The following is a 23464-nucleotide window of genomic DNA, read 5'->3' on the forward strand; positions in this document are numbered from 1 at the left end:
TTGCAGGATCGGGGGTGCGCTCCGGAGGCGGACGCGACGACTACCCGGCTGTCGAGGTCTTCGGCCAGTACGAAGCTGTAGGTTCTGGCATAGGTTCGACTGATGCCGGTGTGACGGAGCCAGCTGTCGTAGCGCGTGGGACGACGGCCTCCGGGTGGGGCGTGCGGTCGGCCGCACCGAGGGCCGCGCGATGCGGGCCTAGGACCCGACACGCCGAGACGGACCGGCGTGTCGGGCATTGTGGGCGCAGCCAGTGGCCCTTCGGACCTTCTTGACCGAGACCAGGCGTGTCGTCGATGCCTTGAGACAGGCTGTCCAGGATGGCTTGAGACATGGGTCCGGGATGTACTGATCCAGCACACTTCATCCGCCACCGACTGGGGAATTGTGGCTCTGGCCAGCGGAAACGTTGGCTAGGGCCTCGTTTGCTCTGTTCGGATGTGTCGGCGAGATCCGGGCGGGATTCCGTGTCCCGACGTGTCCCAGCTCTGTTACTCGCCATCCTCGGCCACTTCGACGAGGGCCTCGATCTGCCTCGTCGCGTGTGCCTGCCGACCGTGCAGGCTCGACGCGTCGACCGGCATGAGGACGGCGACGCTCTGCCCGGCCCAGATCAAGGCGATCGCGGGAAGCGTCACTCCGCCAGCCGCGTGAGATCTAGAGCGAGTTGGTCACCCGCAGGAGCGCCACCAGTGCGCGCAGCGTGAGTCGCTTCTGGAAGGCGATGTACTCCGGCTCGACGAGGTCCAGAGCCCATTTCTCCTTGTAGGCGAGCTGGTCGGCCGCGGGGTAGATGGCTGAGCCCTTGTCGGCGAGGAGGTGCATGATCCGGGTCGTCAGCGGACTTGCGCCTTCGACCTCGTGGGCGGGGTCGAGGCTGGTGAAGGGTGTCATGCCGAAGTGGAGGTAGCCTGCCCCCTCTCCGTGGAAGGCTTCCACGGCAGTGACGACGAGCAGCTCGAGCACCCCGGGAGGCGCGTCGGGCCGGCGCCGTGAGAGGTCGTGCAGCCAGCCGGGGCGACTCCCGAAGACGGGGGAGAAGGAGAGGTAGGCCAGAACCTGGCCACCCTCGTCGCGGGCGACGAAGAGGCGCCGCTGCCTCTGAGCCTCACCGCCGACCTGGCCGACCATCAGCTGGAGCTCCTTGACGTGCTTGCCCTTGGACCTCAGCCAGACGGCGTCGACAGCCTCGAGCTCCTGCTGGAGCTGGGGGGTGTAGGGGCTCTCCGTGACCGTGACCCCGGCTCGCCGGGCGCGAGAGATCTTGTTGCGCAGGGAGACGTGCTTCTTGCCCTTGAGGTCGAACCCGGCGAGCGCTCGCGCGTAGTTCGCGCCGAACTGGTTCACCACGAAGCCCTTGCCGGCATAGAGCTCCGCATCGTCACGGAGCAGCTGGACAGCGACGATGCGCCGGCGCTGCTGCTTCGCGAACGCAGCGAACGCGGCCAGGAGGGCGTCTCGGTCCTCCGGCGCCGCGAAGACGCCGCCGAGCTGGACGAGGGTACGGCGGCCGGCCGGCCGGTAGGCGACCAGGCCGTCGATGCCGGGGGCTCGGAAGTGCTGCGTCCCCTCGTTGAGAGCGAGGTAGGCCGACGGGTTGTCGGCGTACCTCTCAAGCAGCTGCGCGGGCGTGGCTGGGGACTGCAGGGGCAGGGTGGTCATAGCTGTTCACGAGCTCCTGGTAGGCGGGGTGGGTCGCGGGTTCGAAGGAGAGGCCGTAGGGCTTCTGGAAGTTGCCGAAGATCGCGCGGTCGCCGCACTGGTGGATGGGCAGGGCGAGCAGCGCCCACTCGGGGCCGGCGACGAGGCACCAGACCCCGGCGACGAGTGCGGCGCTGAGGTGGGAGTGCATGACGTTGTAGAGCCGGTAGTAGACCAGCGGGATCTGGCCGTCCTTCGACCTGCGAAACGCGATGGCTCCGGGGAGGTAGCCGATCAGGTCGATGTAGAGGAAGAGTGCGATGAAGGGCAGCCAGCGGATGTCGCCGAGGTGGAGGACCGCCAGGACGATGCCGACGGTGAGGGCGAGGGCGTACTCCGCGCGAAGCCAGTACGACGTCGCGCGCGTGAAGAACAGGTTGTGGGAGTCCATGGTCGTCTTCCTCTACAAGGCCAGCGGTTCGCCGGCGAGGTACGCCGCGATCGGGCCGGCGGCTGCTGCACGGGATGGTGGGTGGAAGGCCAGGGCGCGGGTGGCTGCGAGGAGGTAGGCCACCTCACCGCCACCGATGAAGGCCATGCCTCCGGCGGTCGCCGAGGCCGCCATCACCACGCGCTCGATGGTTCCCTCGGTGGCGTAGCGGGCGAACAGCGCACGGGCCAGGAGCTCGTCGTTGTCGTCGGTGGCCTCGGAGAACCGGGCGACCTCCTCCAGCGACGCCATGGCCGCCTCCAGCTCGATGGCGAGGTTCGCACGGTCCTCGGCAGAGCCGCGGTTCTCGCGCAGGACGCGCTCGGCCAGCCGCGTGGCAGCTCCGAGGTACGACGCGGAGACGAGGAGCTCGAACCACACGAAGCCCCGTGACTGGATCGGGTCCATGTGGTCGCCGTCCTCCGGGTAGAAGACGAGCGCGTCAGGGACGAGGACGTCGGTCAGTGTGACCTGGTCGCTCTCCGCGCCGGCAAGGGCCGGCGACTGCCAGAACCTCGTGCGCTCGATGCCCTCGGACTCGGCGGGGATGAGGACGACCGCCAGCCGGTCCGGGCCGCCGTCGGGATCGGCGACGGCGACGCTCGCCGACATCAGGTGCATGGACCACGTCAGCGAGCAGGGCTTCTTCACGCCGTTGACGAGGATCCCGCCCTCGACCGCCGCGCCCCTCATGCCGGGGGACAGGATGTGCTGTCCGGGCTTCCCCTCGGCGAACCCGGACGACAGCAGCCACTGCTGTTCCGCGATCGCGGTCAGCATGGCCCACTCGAAGCCCTCGCCGATCGCGGTCAGCTCCACGAGCGAGGCGACCGAGAAGTGGTGCATCGTGCTCGCGACGGCGAGGCTCGGGGAACGGCTGCCGACGGCGCGCTGGATGCGGACGGCCTCGACGAGGGTCGCGCCCTTGCCACCGAGCTCGGCGGGCACCATGAGGGCCGGTCCCCCGACCTCGCGGAAGACCTCGAGCGCGCCGTTGCCGGGGGCCTCGAGCTCCTCGAGGGGGCGGTCGGCGAGGTACTTGTCCAGGCCGGGCAGGAAGCTCTCGAGCGTCTCCCGCTCGCGCTTCATCAGCGTCATCATGCGACCGCCTTCTCAGCCGGCCTGGTCACGGTCGAGTCATGCAGGACGGCTCCGCCGAGGAGGCCGTTCACAATCGCGACGGTGTTCTCCACCAGCGTGCGGGCAGCGATGGGCTCCAGCGCGTCGGCAAGGCTGGGGATGCCCATGTCGAGCCGTGCCTGGAAGGCGATCCGGGCGTCCTCGCCCTCGTCGAGGCAGTGCCAGGAGCCGTCGAAGACGGCCACGTCGCCCTCGAGCTGGCGGAACGCGATGGTCCTCGCGTCGGCGTCGAAGGTGTCCTCCTCGACCCATCGGAGCAGGCCGTTGCGGAACTTCACCTCCCAGGCAGAGCGGGTGACGTTGTCGGCGACCCGGGTGACGTCGACGCTGTTGACGGCCTCGGCGAGGTCCGGGTAGCGCTCGAAGTCGGCGAGGGCGTCGTACACCTCGACGGCGGTCCTGCCAGGGACGTCGATGAGGAGCTCGATGATGCGCATGCTGGTTTCTCCTTGTTCTACGCGGGTTCTACGCGGGTTCCACACGGGTTTGCCGAGGGTGGGGTGCTGCGTCACGCGGCGGCGGGGAGCGTGTGGCCGAGCGTGGCTGCCGCTCGGTCCAAGGCCCCTTCGAGCCGCCTCAGGTCGCTGTCGGTCAGCACTGCCGGCGGGGTGAGCCGCAGGACGTTGCTGGAGTTGAGGGAGTACGACGGGATGACGCCCTCGTCGAGCAGGGCGATGAGGAACTCGGTGGCGGCCTCGGCGGTGTGGAAGTCCACGCCGATGAGGAGCCCCTCCCCGCGGGTCTCGGACACGAGGTGGCCACAGTGCTGGTCCACCGCGGCCCGGGTCATCTCGAGGATGCGCGGACCGAGCTCGGCAGCCCGCTCGACGAGGCCCTCCTCGTGGAGGGCCCTGATCGTCGCGGAGACTGCGGCGCTCGCCAGCGGGCTTCCGGCGAACGTGCTCGAGTGCAGCAGGGGGTCGGCGTCGAGCGGTGCGAACACCTCGGCGGTGGCGACCACGCCACCGACCGGCATCACGCCGCCACCGAGGATCTTCCCGGTCAGCAGGACGTCGGGGGACACGCCCTCCCGGTCCGCGCCCCACCAGGAGCCGAGCCGGCCCAGACCCGTCTGGATCTCGTCGAGGATGAGCAGCGCCCCGTGCGCGGAGCAGAGCCGGTGCACCGCACGGAGGTAGCCGGGGCTCGGCACCCGCACACCGCCCTCGGCCTGGACCGGCTCGAGGAGGACGACCGCGTCGGGCCCGATCGTCGCCTCCAGCGCGGCGACGTCTCCGAAGGCGACGAACTCGACGCCGGGAAGCAGCGGCCCGAACGGGTCGCGGTACTGCGGCCGGCCGGTCACGCTCAGCGCCCCGGTCGTCTTGCCGTGGAAGCCGCCGTCGGTCGCGATCACGCGGCTCTTGCCGGCCAGCCGGGCGAGCTTGATGCCGACCTCCGTCGCCTCGGCGCCGGAGTTGGTCAGGAACACCTTGTCCAGCCCGTCGGGGGCGACGGATGCCAGGTCCGCGGCAGCCTCGGCAAGCTCGGGATTGAGGAACAGCCTGGTGGCCAGGGGATTCCGGTCCAGCTGGCGGCGTACGGCCTCGGTGACCTTCGGGTGGGAGTGGCCGAGGAGGAAGACGCCGAAGCCGCCGCAGTCCAGGTAGGTCCTGCCGTCGCTGCCGTGGACGTAGGCGCCGTCGGCGTGGGTCTCGACCGGGGTCGAGACCATGCGGGCGATGTTGGCGAGGGAGGAGTTGACGTGCTGGGCGTACCTGGCGAGGACCAGGTCGCGGTCGAGGTTCGTCACGCCGCGCTCCTGCTCGTCCCACACTGGTGGTGGCCCTTGACGTCGGCCCAGTAGTGCAGGCTCGCGGCGAGCGACTCCTGCTGGTCGGGCAACGGCATCGCGCCGAGGGCCTCGAGCTCGCGCAGGCTGCTCGGCTTGGTCCGGCCGTCCTGCAGGTAGGTGGTGAAGAACTCCAGCATCCGCGTCACCGACTTGGCGATGAAGGGCGGCAGCTCGTCGAGGAACACCGGCGCGATCAGGCGGTCCCACATGTCCGGGGTGACGAACCGCGGGGTGTCGACCATGACGCCACACTCGTGGGCCCACGCGACGGCGACGTCCATCGCGTCGTCGAGCCGCAGGGCGCGGTCACCGGCGGTCAGCCAGAACTCCCCTTCCGTGACCCGCTTCTCCACGACCGTGGCGATGCAGTCGGCGACCACATCGTTGGGGATGAAGTCGATCGGCCACGCCGCGTCGAAGGGGATGATCGGCACCAGGCCGTTGAACAGCCCCTGCACGACCTGGTGCAGCCCCTGGAAGGTCGACATCTCGCCGGTCGTGGCGTCGCCGATCACCACACTCGGCCGCAGGATGACGTGGGGGACCCGGGCACGTCGTACGACGTCCTCGCCCTGCGCCTTGGAGGCGGCGTAGCCGGCTGCGCCCTCGCCGCGCCCGACGGTGTTGCCGACCCCGACGAACGCCGTGGACACGTGGTAGAGCAGGGCGTCGGCAGCCTCGGCGAACGCGACGATGTTCCTGGTCCCCTCGATGTTCGTGGCCTCGAGCGTCCCATCGGCCCGGTTGAAGTCGGTGACTGCGGCCGCATGGACGACGACGTCCACCTCCCGCGCGAGCTCCGCGTGGTCGTGCTCGGACAGTCCCAGCGTCGGTGCGGCGATGTCACCGTGCAGGCTGGAGACGCCGTGGTTCGCGACCGGGTTCCGGTGGACCAGTGGGATGACCCGGTCGCCGCTCTGCAGCAGGCGGGGCAGCAGCGCTTGGCCCACGACGCCTGAGGCGCCGGTGAGCAGGATCGTGCGGGTCACGTCAGGCCGCCTTCGTGAAGGACGCGACGAGGCTCTGCAGGTTGGCGCGCACGACCTTGGTCTGCGCCTTCTCGACCAATGGCTCCATGACCTTGCCGAAGGCGCCGCCGAGGCCGGACTCGGCCCGCAGCAGGTAGCGGACCTGGGTGCCGCCGGCGACGGCCGCGACCTCGTACGTCGCGGTGAAGGTCAGCGAGCCCTCGACGCTGCGGCTGGTCGCACTCTGGTCCTGGGTGAGCTCGACGACCTCGGTGGTCCAGGGGAACCTCTTGCCCATGATCTTGCTGACACCCTGGTAGCGGGTCCCGACGGAGATGTCTCCGTGCAGGCCGGCGGCGATGCGGGTGCACTCGGTGATCGAGGAGTCCCACGCCGGCAGGTTCTCTCCTTCGACCAGGTAGGCGAACACGGTCGGCACGGGGGCGGGGATGGTCACGGTTTCGTCGATGACGGGCATGTCGTTGCTGCTTCCTCGGAAGTGGTTACGTCGCATGTCGAGGAGACGCCCGGCGGGCCCGTGATACCCAGGGGCACGTGAAGAGTTCGAGCTGGACAACAGATTCGGCGCGCTCCGCACCTCTCCTGAACCGGAGATGCAGAGCGCGCCGAGGCGGCCGAGGTGGGACCTGGCTTCGCTAGAGGGCGGTGTCCAGCATGAGGCGTACGTCGGAGGGCGAGGCGGTCCTCAGGGACAGGGCGAGGTCGGCGACCTTCTCCTCGCCGCCCACCGAGAGCCACTTGTCCCGGACGAGCGCGGCATGGTCGTCGCGTGACGGGTCTCCGGTCGCACCGACCGGGATCGACCGCTCCTCGGTGTGCACCGACCCGTCGGTGAGCGTGAGGACCACGCGCGCAGGGGTCGCCTTCGCCACGCCGTCGAAGGTCGCCGAGGGCGGCGGGGGCGTGCCGACGAGGTCCACCAGCCAGTCGCCACCGACCTCCGAGAGCCACGTGGCGGCGCGCGGTCCGGCTTGTCGCACAGCCTCGCCGAACGGCACCTCGCACAGCAGCGACTCGCGCGTCATCGCCTCGTCGTGCTCGAGCCGCACCCGCGCGGCCAGGGCCCAGCGGGCGTCGTCGTCGAGCAGGGGCGGCGCGAGGTCGGCCCAGGAGAAGGACCCCGTGAGCAGCATCGTCGCCACGGCGTACGGCGTGTGGAACACCAACGCGTGCACCGGCGAGCCCGGCCCCTCGACGAACGCGCAGGCCCGCTGCTCGACCACGATCGTGTACAGCGAGGTCTCCACCACCACCGAGGCGATGTCGGACTCCTCGAGGATCCCGAGCCGGGACACGAGCTCCGCCGCGCAGTCGACCGCTGCGTCGAGCCCGGGGCCACCCGGGTGCACCTTGAACGACAGGGAGTCGGTGTGCCAGCGCACGCCCAGGTCGAGGTCGACCGCCTCCGGCAGGGGCACCGTCGCGAACCGGGCCAGGAAACCGTCCGGGTCCTCCAGGATCGCGGCGTGCCCTCGGAGCCCCGCGGCTGCCGCGTCGCAGGCGTCCAGCCCGAGCCGCACCGGCACCGAGGCGCTGAGCGTCTTCGCGTCGCTGCTCAAGAAGGCGGGAAGCAACGGGTACGGCGGCAGGCTGAACGCCAGCCCGAGCGCGTCCACCCACTGCTCCCGCGGTGCCGACTCGGCCGCGAGACGCCCGGCGACGGCACCGGCCACGTGCGTGTGCGCGGCGTTCTGCCCCCGGAACCTCCCCAGCGTGGCGGCGGCCGCGATCCGCGCCGCGCACTCGTTGGCCACGACCACCGCCGTGAGCAGCTGCTCGCCGTCCAGCTCGAGCGCGTGCGCATAGGCCATCGGCACGGTCGCCGTCGAGTTCGACAGGTGCCCTGCGTAGGCCGTGTCGTCGAAGTGCAGCCAGGAGGTCAGCGCGGCGAGGACGTAGGCCGACTGCACGGCCGACCCACGGAAGGGCGGCCCGAGCCCGCTGACCAGCTGCTGGCCCAGCGGGTGCTGCAGCCCGGCCCGTGCGGCGGCGAGCTGGGAGAGCACCTGGCTCTCGGCCAGGGCGACCACGCGGTCGGGGACGTCCGAGAGGCGCACCGACGACGCCCACGCCGACAGGCGCTCGATGAGGGTCACGACGCGTCCTCCACTCGCACCCCGGTGACGATCCCGAAGAAGTCGTCGGTGCTGTAGGCGAAGCCGCGCTCCCCGCCGTAGCGGCGTGCCAGCTGTGTCATGGAGAGGTTGTCCTCGACGCGGAAGCCGTGCGCCTCCATGATCCCCTCGGCCCCGTCAGGGGTGAGTCCGTAGGTGTAGGGCTCGCCCCGCTTGGCCACGGCAGCGCGGGCACGGAGGGCGCCTCCGTAGCGAGACGTGCCGTCGACGACCGAAGGGTCGAGGTAGTCCCAGGCGAAGCGGCTGCCGGCGGCCGCGAGCGCGGCCACGTCCTCCAGGGTGGCGCGCACCGCGTCGGGGGTGAGGAAGAAGGACACGCCGTACCAGACGAAGAGCGCGGGCTTCGCGGGGTCGAAGCCGGCGGCGAGCAGCTGTGAGGGGAGCGAGTCCGTCTCGAAGTCGCACGCGACGTAGCGCAGGTCGCCACGAGGCTGCAGGCCCTGGGTGAGGGCACGCTTCACGTCCTGGGTCGGGGGCGCGTCGACCTCGAACAACGTGACCCCGCCGAGGTCGAGCCGCCAGGCCGTCGTGTCGTAGCCGGCGCCCAGGCTCACGACCTGCGTGACACCGCCGGACACGGACTCCGCGAAGAGCTCCTCGAACCACCTGTTGCGCAAGAGGACGACCGCCATGAAGCCGCCGTAGAGCCGGTCGAACACGGTCAGCGTGATGCGGGATGTGAGCCGGTTGCGGATCATGAGCCGGCGCAGCGGGCGAGTGACGAAGACCTGCGCCACAGGGTCGTCGATGAGGCGGCGGTCGCTCGGTCGCAGGGTCTCGGCGGCCCGCTGCGCGCAGGTGATCTCCGCGGTCTGGCTGGGCCGGAGCTGTCCGACGTGCGGGGGGTTCTCGAGCACGGTCATCGTCATCCGGCCTTCCGGGTCGCGGCGATCGCTTGGTAGGACTTCGTGGTGCGATAGAGGTGCGCGATCACCTCGGTGAAGGACCGCACGACGCCGACCTCGTGGTAGGGCAGGCCGATCTCCGCGCAGTAGTCCTTGGTGATCGGTCGTGCGTGACGCAGGCTCTTCCGTGGCATGGCCGGGTAGAGGTGGTGCTCGACCTGGTAGTTCAGCCCGCCGTACAGGAAGTCGATGAGGTAGGACGAGCGGATGTTGCGCGAGGTCACGACCTGGCGTGTCAGCCAGTCCCACTCCTCCTCGGGCAGCTGGATCGGCATCCCCTTGTGGTTGGGTGCGAACACGGCGCCGATGTAGATCCCGAAGATCGCGTTCATCGTCAGCACGAACAGCAGTGCCTTGACCGGACCGAGGACCCACACCAGCGTGCCGAAGTAGAGGGCGAGGTGAGTGACGATCAGGGCGGTCTCCGTGCGGGTGAGCCGCGGCAGCTTGGCCCGCAGCGCCTTGAGGGACTCGGTGCGCAGGCCCAACGACTCGGTGGCCAGAAGGGGGTAGAACAGCACGTGCTGGTGCCGGACGATGAACTGGGTGCCGCGCTTGCGCCGCTTCTCCGCGAAGCCCTGGTCGGGGATGAAGATCGCCCGGCGACGGACGATGTCGGAGTCCTTCTCGAGGTGGTTCGGGTTCGAGTGGTGCTTGTTGTGGTGCCCGACCCACCAGCCGTAGGAGAAGCCCATCAGCAGGTTGCCGTGCAGCAGCCCGAGGAGGTCCTGCCCGCGTCGGCTGCGGGTCACCTGGCGGTGGCCGATGTCGTGGCCGATGAAGCCGGTCTGCGTGTAGCAGAAGGCCATGTACGCCGCGACGGCGAGGAACCACCACGAGCTGCCGACCACGAAGACCGCGACCCAGGACGAGGCGAGCATCGCCAGGTTGAACCCGATCTTCGCCCAGTAGTACGCCGGCTTCGGGTCCATCAGACCGCTCGCTCTGATGCGGCGCTGCAGCTCGATCCAGTGCTCCGGACCCACCTTCGACCACTCGGACCGGGGCAGGGTGCCCGGCCCGGAGGCGGGATGGGCCGGCTGGGCGGGATCTTCGATGACGATGGTCATGACTCACGTTCCTTCGGTAGTGAGGACGTTCAGCGCTCCGGGGAGCACGGTGGCGGTGAGGCGAGGTCCGACGTCGACGACGTTGCCGTCGAACTCAGCGACGAGGGCGCGTCCGTCCGTGCGCTCGACGACCGCCTCCCGCCCGCGGGTGTAGGTGACGCCCGGAAGGTGGAGGTGGTCGCCGGTCGAGATGGTGGCGGCGACCTTCTCGGTCGCCTCGCCGGTCAGGTGGTCGATGGTGCTGACGTCGAGCAGCCCGTCGTCGAGGACCGATCGTGGCAGGAACTCGAAGGAGCGCGCCCGGTGGCGCCCACCTCCGATCGCGACCGAGCTGGTCGGCCCGTCGCAGAGCACGACTCCGTCGACGGTGACGCGGGTCGGGGAGTCGGGCATGTTCGCGAGGAGGCCGGCGGCCGCCGCGTAGTAGCGGTCGATCCCGGACAGCACCCCCTCGTACCCGGCGGCGTCGACGAGCACCTGCGCCAGGAAGCCCGTGGAGGCGCCCAGCACGGAGACGACGTCGAGCTCGGCGAGGCGCAGCAGGTCGATCTGCCATGTCCGGACCAGCCCTCGGGCCAGGAGGCCCGCGACGTCGTGGCACGACCGGTCCCCCCACAGCGCGCGGGCGGTCGAGTTGCCGCTGCCCGCGGGAACCGCGAAGAGCGTACGGTCGGTTCCGGCCAGGACCTGGGTGACCTCGCTGAGGGTCCCGTCGCCGCCGATCGCGACGACGAGCTCGGCGTTCTCGTCTGCGGCGAGCGCCGCGGCGTGGCCGGGGCCTTCGGTGTAGGCGATCCGGAGAGCGCCGTCGAGCGCTCCCGAGTGCGCCAGCGCTGTCGCGAGCAACGAGGCCGTGTCGTCCTCGATGCTGCCGGCCGCCGGGTTGGCGACGACGAGGCAGCCGCGGAACGTCGTGCCTACGGGTGTCCTCATGAGACCACTTCCTCGAGGCTGGCGCGCTGAGAACGCTGTTCCGGCACGACTGTCTGCGACTGCGTCGCTGCCCGGCCCGGCCACCACCAGTTCCGTTCTCCCATCACGGCCATCGCAGCCGGGACGAGCACGCCGCGCACCACGGTGGCGTCGAGGACCACCGAGATCGCCAGGCCGACGCCGAGCTGCTTGAGGGGAGCGAGGTCGGCCATCGCGAAGCCGACGAAGACCGCGACCATGATGGCCGCGGCACTTGTGATCACGCCCCCGGTGTGCTCGACGCCGTCCACGATCGCACCGCGGTTGTCGCCGGTGCGCTCGAAGACCTCCTTCATCCGGGAGATGAGGATGACCTCGTAGTCGGTCGCGAGGGCGACCGTCACCGCGACGATCGTGATCGGCACGATCGGGTGGATGTCGCCCGGACCGTCGGCGCCGATGAGCGCCGACCCCCACGTGGTGCTGGTCAGCAGGAGCAGGGCGCCCAGGCTGGCACCGAGGGAGAGCATGACGAGCACGACCGCCTTGAGCGGCAGGAACACCGACCGCAGGGCCAGGAGGAGCACGCCGGCCACGACGGCGAGCAGGGCGAGGCCCACCCGGGGCAGGCCGTCGAACATCGCCTTGGTCGCGTCCATCGAGGCCGCGGTCTCTCCGCCGACGAGGTAGTCGCCGTCGGCCTTGTCCCGCAGTGCCTGCACGAAGTCGCGGTTCGCCGCGCTGTAGGGGTCGTGCTCGGTGGTGACCGCGAGGGCCGTCCGGCCCTCGCCCAGCGGCACGGCGTCGACCGAGACGACGTCGGGCGATCGCTCCAGCGAGGCCTTCAGGGAGTCGGGCGCGGCGCCGGTGACCACCGTGACCGGCGACATCGCGGTCGGGCCGTAGCGCAGCGCAGCCTGCTCGTAGGCCTGCCGCACCGACGAGTGGGCGGGAAGGGTCGAGGCTCCGGAGATCGAGACGTGGTCGCGAAGTCCGAGCACAGGAAGGGCGAGTGTGAGCAGCAGGCCCGCGCTGGCCACCAGCCAGACGGCTCCCCGTCCCGTGACACGGATCGCCCAGCGCCGCCAGCGGGCGGTCGAGACACCCTGCGCGGCGTGGTGGCGCGGGTGTGCGACGCGGCGGCCGAAGAGCGAGATCAGCACCGGCGCGACGACCAGCGCTGTCAGGCCCGCGAACAGGGTCACCATCACCATGCCGAACGCAGCGGACCGGATCGAGCGGCTGTCGACCAGCAGCAGCGTCGCTTCCGCGGCGAGGACGGTCAGCGCGCTCCAGAGCACGGCCGTGCCGGTCCTGCGCATCGACTCCACGATCGCGTCGTCGGTCCTGACGCCGTGGCGCGTCAGCTCCCGCACCCGCTGCAGCAGGAACATCGCGTAGTCCACCCCGAGTGCGACACCGATCATCGACGCGGAGTTGGTGACGAAGTCCGACATCGGCAGCACGAACGACGCAGCGCCGACCGCTCCGAGACCCATCAGCAGGGCGGACAACGCGATGACCAGCGGCAGGGTCGCGGCCCAGAGGGACCCGAAGGCCAGCAGGAGCACCAGGAACACGATCGGGAGGCCCAGCCGCTCGGCCTGCTCCAGATCGTGCTGGGACAGTGCCGTGAGCTGGTCGCGGTAGGCGCCGAACCCTCCGACGTACACGTTCGTCCCGTCGGGGGCGATGCTGTCAGCGTGGGCGTCGAGCTCGTGGGCGACCTTGATGGCGCCGTCCGTGCCGCCGGTGGTGGACAGGCTCAGCACGACGACCCGCGACCCGTCCTCGGTGACCGCCGGCGTGTCGGGCATCGGGCTGACGTGGGTGACGCCCTTGACCTTCGCGGCCGCGCCGGCCACCTCGGAGGCGAGCCGGTCGCGCAGCGAGGGGGAGGCCCCCTGGGGGACCTGGACGGCGAGGAACAGTGAGGGCAGCGGGCTGTCGGCGAGCGCGCGTGCCACCTTCTCGGAGTCGGCCGAGCTCGGTGCCTCGCCGCCGGAGACGATGCGGCTCGGCAGGCCGGCGGCGAAGGCGGCCCCGACCACGCACAGCAGCGCCCAGACGACCAGGACGCGCAAGCGATGGGCGAGCAGGGCCCGAGCGGCCCTTTCCATGCGCTGTTCCATCGTCAGGCCAGTCCCATGTACGCCAGCCGGCTCTCCTGCATCTCCAGCGACCAGGTGGCGGCGAGCATCATCCGCTCCTCCGCGGTCGTGTCGAGCAGGCGCTTGCCCGGGGCGATCTCGTAGTCGGCCAGCAGCTCCGCGTGCTCGACCATGCCCTGCTGGAAGAGCTGCTCGCGGCGCAGGATCATGTCGAGCACGGGGAGGCTGCCCCAAAGCTCGCGGCCGCGGGTGATCAGCGCCTTGACGCGCTCGAGCTCGTCGGGCCGCTGCTCGAGATACTGCTTGACGATCGAGCTCCCGACCGTGAGGTGGCGGATCTCGTCGACGCCCGCGGCGCGCTCGATCTCGGCGGCGGCCGGGTTCAGCAGCCGCCACTTGCGCTCGCTGAGCTCCGCAGCGGGCGCGAGGACGCCCTCGACGAGCACCGTCAGGACGATCACCCCGCCGATGAAGTCGCCCTGGTCGCGACCCAGGGGCAGGCCGAAGTCCTCGAGCGGGACGAGGATCTGGGCGACGTCCTCGTCGGCGACCCGCTCGATCGTCTCGATGAGCTCGTCCTTGCCGACCCCGAGCTCGAGCAGATGCCCGCGGAAGACCGCGGCGTGACGGGCCTCGTCGAGGAGCTGGGTGGAGAAGAACTCCATGGTGTCGATGTCGGGTGCGTGCAGGACGAGGTACGACAGGGCACGGGTGGCCTTCTCCTCCGCGATGGAGCGGAAGGCGAACTCCTCGACGAGGGCCTGGCGCAGCGGGCCGTCCTGGAGCATGAAGGCGGGGGTGGGAGTCTCGGGCCGGTGGCCGCCCTTCGCGAGGCCCCGCAGCGTGCCTTGCGCGACGGCGCCGATCCAGTACTCCAGGTTGCACTGCTGCGGCGTCAGCTCCAGCGACATCGCGCCGTCCAGGAGGCCGGGCGCTGCCTCGAGGTCAGCCTCGATGGGGGTGTCGGTGATGCTGCCGATCGTCGCGGTCATATCTCGTCCTCAAGGTTCGGGTGGTGGGCGTTGCCAACGGCCGTTCAGGAGCCGCCACGCACCGCCCTGATACCGCCCGGGCCGCTTTTGACCGGCCCGTATCAGCGCGCCGGCGTGCCGCCTCCTGTGACGGCATGAAGAGCTCCGCCAACCGCTCGCTCCCGGTCCTGCTCGTCCCCGGCAGACCCGGCACGGCGCTGCTGTGGGCGCCCCTGCGGGTCGCGCTGGCGGAGACCGGCACGACCGCCGTGCACCTCGTCGGCCACGGGCGGGGCGGCGAGCTCGTCCGCCGGCTGGTCACCGCTGGCCCGCTGGCCTCGGTCACCGCGACCGATGGCCCACCCGGTGCGGGTGCGGTGGTTCACGAGCAGGCCTGTTGACCGAGCGCGAGGAGGATCGATGGGCCAGGACCAGCGTGCATACCGTTCCGCCTTGAGTGGGTTCGCCACGGGCGTGACCGTCGTGTCCACCGCATCGCGCGGCGGCTTCCACGCGACCACGGCGAACTCGTTCACGTCCGTGTCCCTGTCGCCGCAGCTCGTGCTGGTCTGCCTGACCACGGGCAGCCGGACGCTGACCGCGATCGGTTCCTCGGGGTTCTTCGCGGTGAGCGTGCTCTCCTCGGCACAGGAGGACCTCTCCTCGCACTTCGCCAGCCGTGGCCGCCCGCACGGATCTGCCGGCTTGGCGGGCACGCGCTTCACCCTGGACAGGCACGGCTGTCCCCGCTTCACCGGCAGTACGGCGTCCTTCGCCTGCCGGGTGCATGACGTACTCCCCGGCGGGGACCACGTCATCGTCCTCGGCGAGGTCGCGGCGTACACCTCCCAGCCGGGCGCCGACCCCCTCCTCTTCCACGACGGCCGCTACGCGCGCATCCAGCCGGAGGCCGCCCTCGAACTCGCGGGCTAGGCCGAGCTCATCCAGTACCTGAGACGGGCGTCTCACGTCCGATCCGTGTCCGAGCGAACAACGGTTCGCGTTGACCGCCCTCATCGCGGAATCTCCTTACTCCGTCTGCGAATCCGTCGCTGAAGCTTCGAAGGTGCGAATCCTTCACCCGCCACCACTTCACCGCCACGAATGTGATGTCTCAGGACATCGCGGACAGCGGACCTGCGGAGACGTAGGTCCGCTGTCCGTTTCTGGTGTTGTCCTGTTGAGGCGTCTTGCGGGATCGAGGGTGTGCTGCGGAGGAGCTCGCCGGTGGCGGTGTCGACGATGCGGATGTCGAGGTCTTCGGCGAGGAGCAGGACGTAGGTTCCGGTATAGGTTCGACTGATGCCGATGTGGTGGAGCCAGCTGTCGTAGCGCGTAGACGACGGCCGGGTGGGGGCCGGCCACGCCATGCGGGGCCCTGGGCCCGACACGCCGAGACCGACCGGCGTGTCAAGCATTTCGGGCGCAGCCCGTGGCCCTTGCGGACCGTCTTGACCGAGACCAGGGTTACCGAGACGCGACGTTTCGTCGATGTCTTGAGACACATGTCCGGTGTGTCCTGATCGAGCACACTTCACTCGCTACCAACTGCGCAAACGAGGCCCTGACCAGCGGAAACGCCAGCCAGGGCTTCGTTTGCTTCGTCCGGCCAGATCCGGCCAGATCGGGCTTCGAGCGGCTGTCTGGGTCCAATACGGGTCCAAGTTTCAGTCATCGGTGCCTTCCCGGGCATCGGTGAGGGCCTCGATCCGTCGCATCGCCTGGGCCTGCTGGTGGCCGTGCAGGGCGAGGCATAGACCCGCATCAGGCCGCGGCGCTGTGGCCTGCGCGCGTGGCGACCTGGGTCGAGTCGACGCCGGCGCCGAGCCACGTCGTTAGCAGTGCCAGGTCCCGCGTTCCGCGGCGACCTGCGGCGTGCTCGAGCAGCGACGTGATCTCGGCCGCGGGTAGATAGCCAGCCGGTTCGGGGCCACAGCGGCCTTGACGCCCAAGACCGGCCGGGCTTGGGCGACCTGTTCGGGCGCTTCAAGCGAGGCTCGAGTGCCAGCGCCACCGAGAGGGGCGCTCAATTCCGTGGTCGGGTGTCGCCGCTGCCCGATGCGACGGTCACCAGTCGGTCTCATGGCCGGGGATGAGTCGTGCATTGTGCACGGGCGGCTGAGTCTCTTTCGCACGGCTCGTGCCCAGCAGCTCGACGATGTAGTGAGTGCTGTCTTCGGTGCCGACGTTGGTGACCCAGTGATCGGCTGGCAGCCCTTCGGCGCCCACCTCGCGGTAAAGAACAAAGCCTTCGTCGGAGGGCTGACGGATCACGCCGTCCCTTCCGGCCTCGCGTGCTTCCATCAGGGAGGGGTTCGCGTAGACGAGGACGTGATCGTTCGCGTGCATGTGGGGTGCACACGACTCCCCGGGCCTCAAGAACATCCGCCAGACGCGGACGACTCCGTTCTCGAAGAGCAGTTCCGTGCCTACTGCTTGGTTGCGGCTTTGGTCCGGCATGTGTCCTCCTTGAACGATGCTCCTCGCCAGTATATAGGATGCAAGAACAGCTAGATAGCATCCACTACAACGAACGGAGCTCTTGGTGTCCACGACCCCCGCTCAAGGGAAGGCGGTCACTCCTGAGACACCGCTGCCGCAGATTCCTGTCTGGGGCATGGCGCTGACGCCCTTCCACAAGGGCGCCGCAGCCATCGATCATGAATCCCTGCGGCGACACGTTTCCTCCATGGTGGACGACGGCGTGTCCGGACTCGTCGCCTTGGGTGTGATCGCCGAGCCGTCGGCCCTCAGCCGCGAAGAACGTGCGGATGCTTTGGACGCGATCATCGAAGCCGCTGGCGACCGGCCGGTCGTCGCAACGGCCATGACGAGTGACCCTGACCAGCGAGCAGCGGAGCTTCGAGGGATCATCGCGCCTCGAAGCTCGCGCCTCGCCGGCCTCATGCTTCCCGTGTCCTCGCCAGACCCCCGAGTCGTTGCGTCGGTGTTCACAGACGCGCATAGGGCGACCGGCTTGCCGCTGTGGGTGCAGGACTACCCGAACTCGACAGGGGTCCACATCGAGGTCGAGAGCCTGTTGGAGGTGCTCGCCCGAGTTGCGACGATTCGGGGGGTGAAGTGCGAGGCCGCGCCGACGTTCCTACGCATTCGGAGGCTGGCTGCGGAGCGACCCGACCTCCTGTTGCTCAGTGGCCTGGGTGGCAGCAACCTCATCGAGGATCTGGTTGCCGGCGCGCGAGGAGTGGCGTCCGGAATCAGCCGCCCGCGCGCACTCGTCGAAGCGGCATCGGCGTGGGCTGCTGAGGATCTGGTCGGCGCTAGGACGGCTCTGGGGGCGATAGCCGGCTTGGTGGGCATCGAGACCCAGGCGGGGACCAGCATCGCAATTCGCAAAGAGCATTGGCGCCGGCGAGGTGTGATTGCGAGCGCAGACGTCCGTCCCTCGCAACTTCCCTACCCATCGTTTCTCTCGGAGATCAGCGAAGAGCTCGGCTACCCCTTGGGGACAACCGGCGCAGGATAACTCGGATTCAGGGTCGCTCCGATCATCGTCCGACCGCGTAGCCCTGCGCTCCTCGGGGATTGGCTGCCCCGGTCAGCCTCCCGCTGATCTGGTCGCGTTGGACCATCGACAACCGGCCGAGTGACCAAGGGCCGGAAACCTCGACTCTGTGGCCGCGCGACTCCAGCTCGGCGACCAGTCGCGGGTCGAAGCGGGCCTCGAGGACCGCGCCCCCCGGAGTCCATGTCCGCGGCCAGAAGCTCTCTGGGGCGCTTGTGGTGTGGAACATCGGCGCTTCGATTGCTGCTTGAGGACTCATGCCGCCGATTAGGTGCCGGAGCAACATCACCAACTGCCACTGGTCTTGCTGGTCGCCGCCGGGAGTGCCCATGGCCACGAGCCGGTCGCGAGAGGTGATGACAGTGGGTGAGAGCGTAGTCCTTGGCCGCGCCCGCGGACGTAGCGCAGAGGGGCTGGCGGGGTCGAGATGCGTCATTTGGAGTCTCGTGCCGAGGGCAAACCCGAGCTCCGGGATGGTGGGCGAAGACTGAAGCCATCCCCCAGAGGGAGTCGCGGACACAGCGTTGCCCCAACGGTCGATGACATCGATATGGCACGTGTCGCCTCGAGTCTCACCGTTCCACTGCACCGTTGGTTCGCCGATGGTCGCGGCGTGTCGATCGCCGCCCGCGAGCTGCAGCGGTGGCCGGTAAGTCGACAGCCCGGCGCCCGATCCGGGCCGGAAGTCGCGCGAGGAATAGTCGGTGATCAAGCTGCGCCGATGCTTGGCGTACTCCGGCGACAGAAGTGTCCGAAGGCCCACCTTGCTGAGCCCTTCGCCGTAGTGAGAGTCGCGATCGGCCAAGGCCAGCTTGAGAGTCTCGAGCGTCAGGTGCACGCCACCCGGCGTATCCACGTCGAGCTCGTCGTCGCCGTAGCCCTCGAGGATCGCCAGAGCTTGCAGGAGCACCGGACCTTGAGACCAGGGCCCGGCCTTGAAGATGCGGTGGCCGCGAAACCCCAGGGACACCGGGTCTTCGGTGTGAGCGGTGTAATCCGCCATGTCGGCCTTGTCCAATATGCCCCGGTGGATGCGCCCGTCTGCGTGGAGGTGCGCGGAGAGGCCGACGAATGACGCGACGGCGTCGGCTACGAAGCCCGAGCGCCACACCGCGCGGGCGGCGTCAATCTCCACCTCGCGGGCCGCTCCCCGGGTCATCGCTGTCGCTTCATCGCGCAGTCGACGAAGCGTCGCCGCCCACGCGGGATTGCAGTGCGCATCGCCCGGTTGTGGCGCGTGTCCGTCCGGCAGCCACAGGTCGGCAGAGGTCGGCCATGACTCGAGGAAGAGGTACTTCACGTCGGCGATGACACGCGTCGCCGCGGCGAGTAGGGGCTGGCCCTGGTCGGCGTAGGAGATCGCGAACTCGAGGACGTCTCCGAGGCGCCATGTCCCGTAGTCGCGCAACATCAGCAGCCAGGCGTCGACGGCTCCGGGGACGGCCGCGGCCAGCGCCCCTGAGCCAGGAACGGATTCCAAACCCTCGGCAGCGTAGTGCGCGATGGTCGCGGCCCGGGGCGCGGGCCCTTGCCCGCAAACGACTTGCGGCGTGGACCCTGCCCGGGTCACAAGGGCGACCATGTCTCCGCCCGGTCCGTTGAGATGCGGCTCGACGATATGAAGGACGAAGCCTGCGGCTACAGCGGCGTCGAACGCGTTGCCGCCGCGTTCGAGCACCGCCTGTGCTACGGCGGAGCCCACCCAATGGGTCGATGCGCACATGCCGAACGAACCCTGAAGCTCTGGCCTGGCAAGAAACGGAGCACTTGCTGAAGGACGAACCATGGTGGTCTCCTCAAGACGACAGAAATTTCATGCAGATACTGACAGATAGGATGCAATTCGCTAAAGTGTAATGCAGGACACCGGCGATGGGATGCCACAGTCGGTCCAAGACCAGTCCGTAGTCGCGGTGACTCAAGCTCCGAGCCCGCCGCGTTGAAGCGCTTTCACCGCGGGGCACCGCATCCGAATAGAGGAACCGAGGAACGATGATTCGATCGAACAAGCGAGTGGCCGTGTTGGGTATGGCCGCGCTGGGTCTGGCGCTGTCGGCTTGCAGTGGAACGTCGGGGGGCAAGGATTCGAGCAACGTGATTGACCAGACCGCGTCGGCGGGCACGGCCAACAAGGTGCTCGATGGCATCGGAGCGGGGCCGGTCACGTCCTGCACCGCCGGCCGGGGGTTGACGCTGGGGTATGCCGGTGTGTGGAGCTCCAATGCGGGCGGCAAGGCGGGCAACGACGCCTTCGAGGCAGCTGCAAAGGCATGCGGTGCGACGCCGATGGTCGTCGAGGCCAAAGCGGACGACCCGCTGAACACGATGATCACGGCGATGGACCAGATCGTCTCCCGGAAGGCCGACGCGGTCGCCTTCTTCCCACTGTCGCCGGATGTCATGACCGCGCCGAGCAAACGGGCTGTGGCAGCCGGCATTCCGGTCGTCGCCGGAGAGCGGACTAACTTCACGGGTGCCGCGGTCACCTTCCATCAGGATCGGCTCACCGCGGCCGTCAACGCGGCGCGACTCTTCTGCGAGAAGTACCCCCAGGGGGGGCAGTTGGTCTACGGCGCCTACGGCAATCCGCAGCAGGACCTCCTCGACATGCAGAACCGCTTCAACTCGGAGCTGAAGAAGTGCAGCGACGGGCGTCTCTCGGTGGTGGGCACCTATGCCAACAAGACCGACGACATCGCGGGCGGGCTGAGCACCGCTCAGGCGGTGCTGCAGCAGCATCCCGGCGTGCTCGGTGTCGTGGCCTACAGTGACACGGATGCAGTCGCGGCCTCTCGCGCGGCCACGAACCTCGGCGTTCGGGACAAGCTGACGATCGTTGGATACAACGCCGATGCCGTCGGACTCGACGCCCTCAAGAAGGGGACAATCGACTACAGCTTTGTTTGGGGCATCCCCGAGCAGCAGCAGAAGATGGTCAACATCATGATTGCTCTGGCCAAGCGGGAGTCAGCTCCGCGTTTCGTCACCGTCTACCCCAAGTGCATCAGCCGGGCGACGGCGGACAAGGTGCCGTCGATCGCTGTCCGGGTCGCCGGGATCGCCGAAGGCCGTGACATGGCTCCGACCGGAATCCAGCCGATGGTCGAAAGTGACAAGCCGATGCTCGAGGCATCAGCCGCACAGCGGGACGCCGTCGCCTGCCCTCTGGACTGAACATGGCCGCCAGCAATTCCGAGTCCGATACGCTCCTGCGCCTGAGTGGGATCAGCAAGCGGTTCCCGGGAGTCCAAGCCCTGGACGAGGTCGACTTCGACATCCGTCCCGGTGAGGTTGTCGGTCTGGTCGGAGAGAACGGCTCTGGCAAGTCCACTCTTCTCAAAGTCATCGCCGGCAGCCATGCCCCTGACGCGGGCGGGATCGAGTTCGAGGGCCGGTCGGTCACTCTCACCTCCCCTGCGGCGGCTCTCGACCTCGGCATCGCACTCATCGCTCAGGAAGTGCTAGTTCAGCCGAGGCTCACGGTGGCGGAGAACCTGTTGGACAGACGCGCCCCGCGCCGATTCGGGCTTCTCGACTGGCGTCGCCTGTTCCGCACCGCCGCGGAGGAACTCGATGCGTTGGACCTGCCGATGGACCCGCGAGCGGCGGTCGGAGATCTTCCTCTGCACCAACAGCAGATGCTCGCGATCGCGCGGGTTGTACGTCGGCGCCCGCGACTGGTGCTCTTCGACGAGCCGACCAGTTCCTTGACAGGCGACGAGACCGAGCATGTCTACACCATGATCCGGGCCCTCGTGGGCCACGGGGCGGCCGTCGTCTACATCACCCACCGCCTCCGGGAGTACTTCGATCTGACCGACCGGGTCACGATTCTGCGTGACGGCCGCAATGTCGGCGTTCGCAAGACATCGAGCGTCGACGAACCAGAGCTGGTCCGGATGATGGTCGGACGTCAGCAAGTCGAGATCTTCGAGCGTCCGCTCGGCAAAGAGCTGACGAAAGTTCCCGCCACCGCGGAGCCGATCCTCGACGTCCAATCGCTGACGACCGCCCGGCTGTCTCGGATCGACCTTCAGATTCGCCCGGGCGAGATCGTCGGCCTCGCGGGGCAGGCCGGCTCAGGCCGGACGAGCTTGGCGGAGACGCTGTTTGGTCGTTGGCCCTACACGGGCTCAGTCCGTCTTGCGGGCCGCGAGGTCCGGCTGACCTCGCCTCGGGCGGCGATGGACGCGGGGATGGCTCTCGTACCCGAGGACAGGAAGCGGGCGGGCCTCGTGCTCTCGATGTCCGTTCGCGAGAACCTCGCAATGGCCTCGTGGCGACGAACCTGCCCGGGAGGCTGGCGCCGCCTGTCTCGTGAGCTCCAGGCAACCCGAGAGGTTGCCCAGAGCCTCACCATCCGCGCCGCGAATCTCGAAGTCCCGGCGAGCACGCTGAGTGGTGGTAACCAGCAGAAGATCGCGATCGGTAAGTGGTTACTCAACCAACCGTCGGTTCTCATCCTCGATGAGCCGACTCGTGGAGTCGACGTCGGCGCCAAGGCAGAGATCTACGCACTCGTCGAGGAGTTGGCCGCGAGTGGGCTCGCTGTCCTCGTTGTCTCCTCAGAGCTCCTCGAGGTAATGCGCCTAGCCGATCGTGTGGTGGTGATGGCCAAGGGGCGAGTCGTCGGCGAGGAATCGGGTCCGACAGCCACCGAAGAGTCCATTACGCGCATGGCCTTCACATCGCCGGGACCTGATCAGCAATTGAGAGGTGCGTCATGAACCATGACCAGCAGCGGACCGGTAGCACGCTCGCGACCAGTGGATCGGTCGACCCACGGCGGAGAGCGGCCAGGCCTGACTGGCGGCGCCAGTTGGGCGGATCGTCGGCACCGGCGCTTGCGGTCGGAGCCCTCCTGCTGCTCGTCGTTCTCTTCGAGTTGATGACCGATCCGAACTTCTCGTCGTCTGCGAATATGACGAATCTGCTCCGCACCAGTGCCGTGCCGCTCCTGCTGGCAGTGGGAATGACGCTCGTGATCCTGACCGGGGGTATTGACCTGTCGATGGGCGGCATTCTCAGCCTCTGCGGCATCGCCTACGCAAAGCTGGTGATTGCGGGTGTCCCGGCTCCGGCCGCTCTCGTGCTGACGGCTCTGCTCGGTGGGGCTATTGGCTTCTTGATCAACGGGCTGTTGATCGGGCGATTCAAGCTCTCCTTCTTCGTCGTCACCCTCGGCAGCGCCTCTGTACTCGGTGGGGCTGCGCTCCTGTGGTCCGACAACAAGCAGTTCGACATGTCCGCCGACACTCTCTCCAGTAAGCTGGGCAACGACGCGATCGGGGACCTGCTGCCGTATGGCGCGCTGCTCGCACTCGCTGCTGTGGTCGCCGCTGGGATCCTCCTGAAGTACACGATCTTCGGGCGCTCGGTGTATGCCATCGGCGGAAATGCCGAGGCTGCCCAGCTTTCGGGCGTGCGGGCTGAATGGATGATCCCAGCCGTTTACGGCATCAGCGGACTTTGCGCAGGGCTCGCTGGAGTGATGATGATCGGCCGGCAGACGATCGCAGATCCCACTGCGGGTAACAACAGCCTCGTCCTCTACGCGGTCGCGGCCACCTTGCTCGGCGGCGTTTCGATCACAGGAGGCGCCGGGTCTGTCTACGGAGCGCTCGTCGGCACGGCGTTCCTTCAGGTGCTCTCCAATGCGCTCGCCCTGCGCGGATACAACAACGCATGGCAAATGCTGGCCACCGGGGTCATCTTGCTCGTGGCCGTCTACTTCGACCGCGTCCGGCAGCGGCTGGCAGCCAGACGCGCGTGACCCGCT

Annotated in this window: 22 protein-coding genes; 6 read left to right on the forward strand and 16 right to left on the reverse strand. The window is 68.8% G+C overall.

What is annotated here, in order from left to right:
• Positions 1-491: 491 nt before the first annotated feature.
• From ACYQ1K_RS19090 to ACYQ1K_RS19155, 14 genes are all read right to left on the reverse strand, one after another.
• Positions 492-638, reverse strand: a complete 147-nt coding sequence (locus ACYQ1K_RS19090) for a hypothetical protein (protein ID WP_459984845.1) — start codon at positions 636-638, stop codon at positions 492-494.
• Positions 639-657: 19 nt separating this feature from the next.
• Positions 658-1662 carry a bifunctional lysylphosphatidylglycerol flippase/synthetase MprF gene (locus ACYQ1K_RS19095; RefSeq protein ID WP_459984846.1) on the reverse strand — a complete coding sequence of 335 codons (1005 nt, stop codon included), beginning with the start codon at positions 1660-1662 and terminating at the stop codon, positions 658-660.
• Positions 1613-2092 (reverse strand): hypothetical protein, encoded by a 480-nt coding sequence (locus ACYQ1K_RS19100; protein ID WP_459984847.1) that lies wholly within the window; start codon positions 2090-2092, stop codon positions 1613-1615. The genes ACYQ1K_RS19095 and ACYQ1K_RS19100 overlap by 50 nt, the downstream gene beginning before the upstream one ends.
• A 12-nt stretch (positions 2093-2104) precedes the next feature.
• Positions 2105-3232: a hypothetical protein gene (locus ACYQ1K_RS19105; protein WP_459984848.1), complete on the reverse strand. Its 1128-nt coding sequence runs from the start codon at positions 3230-3232 to the stop codon at positions 2105-2107.
• Positions 3229-3708, reverse strand: coding sequence for a type II toxin-antitoxin system RatA family toxin (locus ACYQ1K_RS19110; RefSeq protein ID WP_459984849.1), 480 nt, complete (start codon positions 3706-3708; stop codon positions 3229-3231). The genes ACYQ1K_RS19105 and ACYQ1K_RS19110 overlap by 4 nt, the downstream gene beginning before the upstream one ends.
• Positions 3709-3779: 71 nt before the next feature.
• The gene (locus tag ACYQ1K_RS19115) at positions 3780-5024 is read right to left on the reverse strand and encodes an aspartate aminotransferase family protein (RefSeq protein WP_459984850.1); all 1245 of its coding nucleotides are present in this window, start codon (positions 5022-5024) and stop codon (positions 3780-3782) included.
• Positions 5021-6055 (reverse strand): SDR family oxidoreductase, encoded by a 1035-nt coding sequence (locus tag ACYQ1K_RS19120; protein ID WP_459984851.1) that lies wholly within the window; start codon positions 6053-6055, stop codon positions 5021-5023. The genes ACYQ1K_RS19115 and ACYQ1K_RS19120 overlap by 4 nt, the downstream gene beginning before the upstream one ends.
• A 1-nt stretch (position 6056) precedes the next feature.
• Positions 6057-6512 (reverse strand): SRPBCC family protein, encoded by a 456-nt coding sequence (locus ACYQ1K_RS19125; protein WP_459984852.1) that lies wholly within the window; start codon positions 6510-6512, stop codon positions 6057-6059.
• Positions 6513-6690: 178 nt separating this feature from the next.
• The gene (locus ACYQ1K_RS19130) at positions 6691-8151 is read right to left on the reverse strand and encodes an MmgE/PrpD family protein (RefSeq protein WP_459984853.1); all 1461 of its coding nucleotides are present in this window, start codon (positions 8149-8151) and stop codon (positions 6691-6693) included.
• Entirely contained in the window at positions 8148-9053 is a 906-nt protein-coding gene (locus ACYQ1K_RS19135; RefSeq protein ID WP_459984854.1) for a class I SAM-dependent methyltransferase, read from the reverse strand. Before ACYQ1K_RS19135 ends, ACYQ1K_RS19130 begins: the two co-directional genes overlap by 4 nt.
• Positions 9054-9055: 2 nt before the next feature.
• Complete coding sequence (locus ACYQ1K_RS19140; RefSeq protein ID WP_459984855.1) at positions 9056-10165, reverse strand: fatty acid desaturase family protein; 1110 nt, start codon at positions 10163-10165, stop codon at positions 9056-9058.
• Positions 10166-10168: 3 nt separating this feature from the next.
• On the reverse strand, positions 10169-11098 hold the full coding sequence (locus ACYQ1K_RS19145; protein ID WP_459984856.1) for a diacylglycerol/lipid kinase family protein: 930 nt from the start codon (positions 11096-11098) through the stop codon (positions 10169-10171).
• A complete protein-coding gene (locus ACYQ1K_RS19150; RefSeq protein ID WP_459984857.1) occupies positions 11095-13197 on the reverse strand; it encodes an MMPL family transporter in 2103 nt (700 codons plus the stop codon). The genes ACYQ1K_RS19145 and ACYQ1K_RS19150 overlap by 4 nt, the downstream gene beginning before the upstream one ends.
• Positions 13198-13211: 14 nt before the next feature.
• Positions 13212-14180, reverse strand: a complete 969-nt coding sequence (locus tag ACYQ1K_RS19155) for a hypothetical protein (protein WP_459984858.1) — start codon at positions 14178-14180, stop codon at positions 13212-13214.
• A 134-nt stretch (positions 14181-14314) separates the two neighbouring features.
• On the opposite strand from ACYQ1K_RS19155, the gene ACYQ1K_RS19160 reads away from it, so the two are divergent.
• Together ACYQ1K_RS19160 and ACYQ1K_RS19165 are read left to right on the forward strand one after the other, a co-directional pair.
• Positions 14315-14560 (forward strand): hypothetical protein, encoded by a 246-nt coding sequence (locus tag ACYQ1K_RS19160; RefSeq protein ID WP_459984859.1) that lies wholly within the window; start codon positions 14315-14317, stop codon positions 14558-14560.
• Positions 14561-14612: 52 nt separating this feature from the next.
• Complete coding sequence (locus ACYQ1K_RS19165; RefSeq protein WP_459984860.1) at positions 14613-15092, forward strand: flavin reductase family protein; 480 nt, start codon at positions 14613-14615, stop codon at positions 15090-15092.
• A 1134-nt stretch (positions 15093-16226) separates the two neighbouring features.
• Here the strand turns inward: ACYQ1K_RS19165 and ACYQ1K_RS19170 are convergent.
• The gene (locus ACYQ1K_RS19170) at positions 16227-16619 is read right to left on the reverse strand and encodes a hypothetical protein (RefSeq protein ID WP_459984861.1); all 393 of its coding nucleotides are present in this window, start codon (positions 16617-16619) and stop codon (positions 16227-16229) included.
• Between the two features lie 157 nt (positions 16620-16776).
• On the opposite strand from ACYQ1K_RS19170, the gene ACYQ1K_RS19175 reads away from it, so the two are divergent.
• On the forward strand, positions 16777-17646 hold the full coding sequence (locus ACYQ1K_RS19175) for a dihydrodipicolinate synthase family protein (RefSeq protein WP_459984862.1): 870 nt from the start codon (positions 16777-16779) through the stop codon (positions 17644-17646).
• Positions 17647-17668: 22 nt separating this feature from the next.
• Here ACYQ1K_RS19175 and ACYQ1K_RS19180 read toward each other — a convergent pair whose 3' ends face one another.
• A complete protein-coding gene (locus ACYQ1K_RS19180) occupies positions 17669-19408 on the reverse strand; it encodes a gamma-glutamyltransferase family protein (RefSeq protein ID WP_459984863.1) in 1740 nt (579 codons plus the stop codon).
• 305 nt (positions 19409-19713) lie between these two features.
• Here ACYQ1K_RS19180 and ACYQ1K_RS19185 point away from each other — a divergent pair, with 305 nt between their 5' ends.
• Genes ACYQ1K_RS19185 through ACYQ1K_RS19195 form a run of 3 tightly spaced genes read left to right on the forward strand, consistent with a single transcriptional unit; the run spans position 19714 to position 23458 of the window.
• Entirely contained in the window at positions 19714-20859 is a 1146-nt protein-coding gene (locus ACYQ1K_RS19185) for a sugar ABC transporter substrate-binding protein (protein WP_459984864.1), read from the forward strand.
• 2 nt (positions 20860-20861) lie between these two features.
• Entirely contained in the window at positions 20862-22412 is a 1551-nt protein-coding gene (locus ACYQ1K_RS19190) for a sugar ABC transporter ATP-binding protein (protein WP_459984865.1), read from the forward strand.
• On the forward strand, positions 22409-23458 hold the full coding sequence (locus ACYQ1K_RS19195) for an ABC transporter permease (protein ID WP_459984866.1): 1050 nt from the start codon (positions 22409-22411) through the stop codon (positions 23456-23458). The genes ACYQ1K_RS19190 and ACYQ1K_RS19195 overlap by 4 nt, the downstream gene beginning before the upstream one ends.
• Positions 23459-23464 lie beyond the last annotated feature (6 nt).

The sequence above is a fragment of the Nocardioides sp. AN3 genome (genome assembly GCF_054653495.1).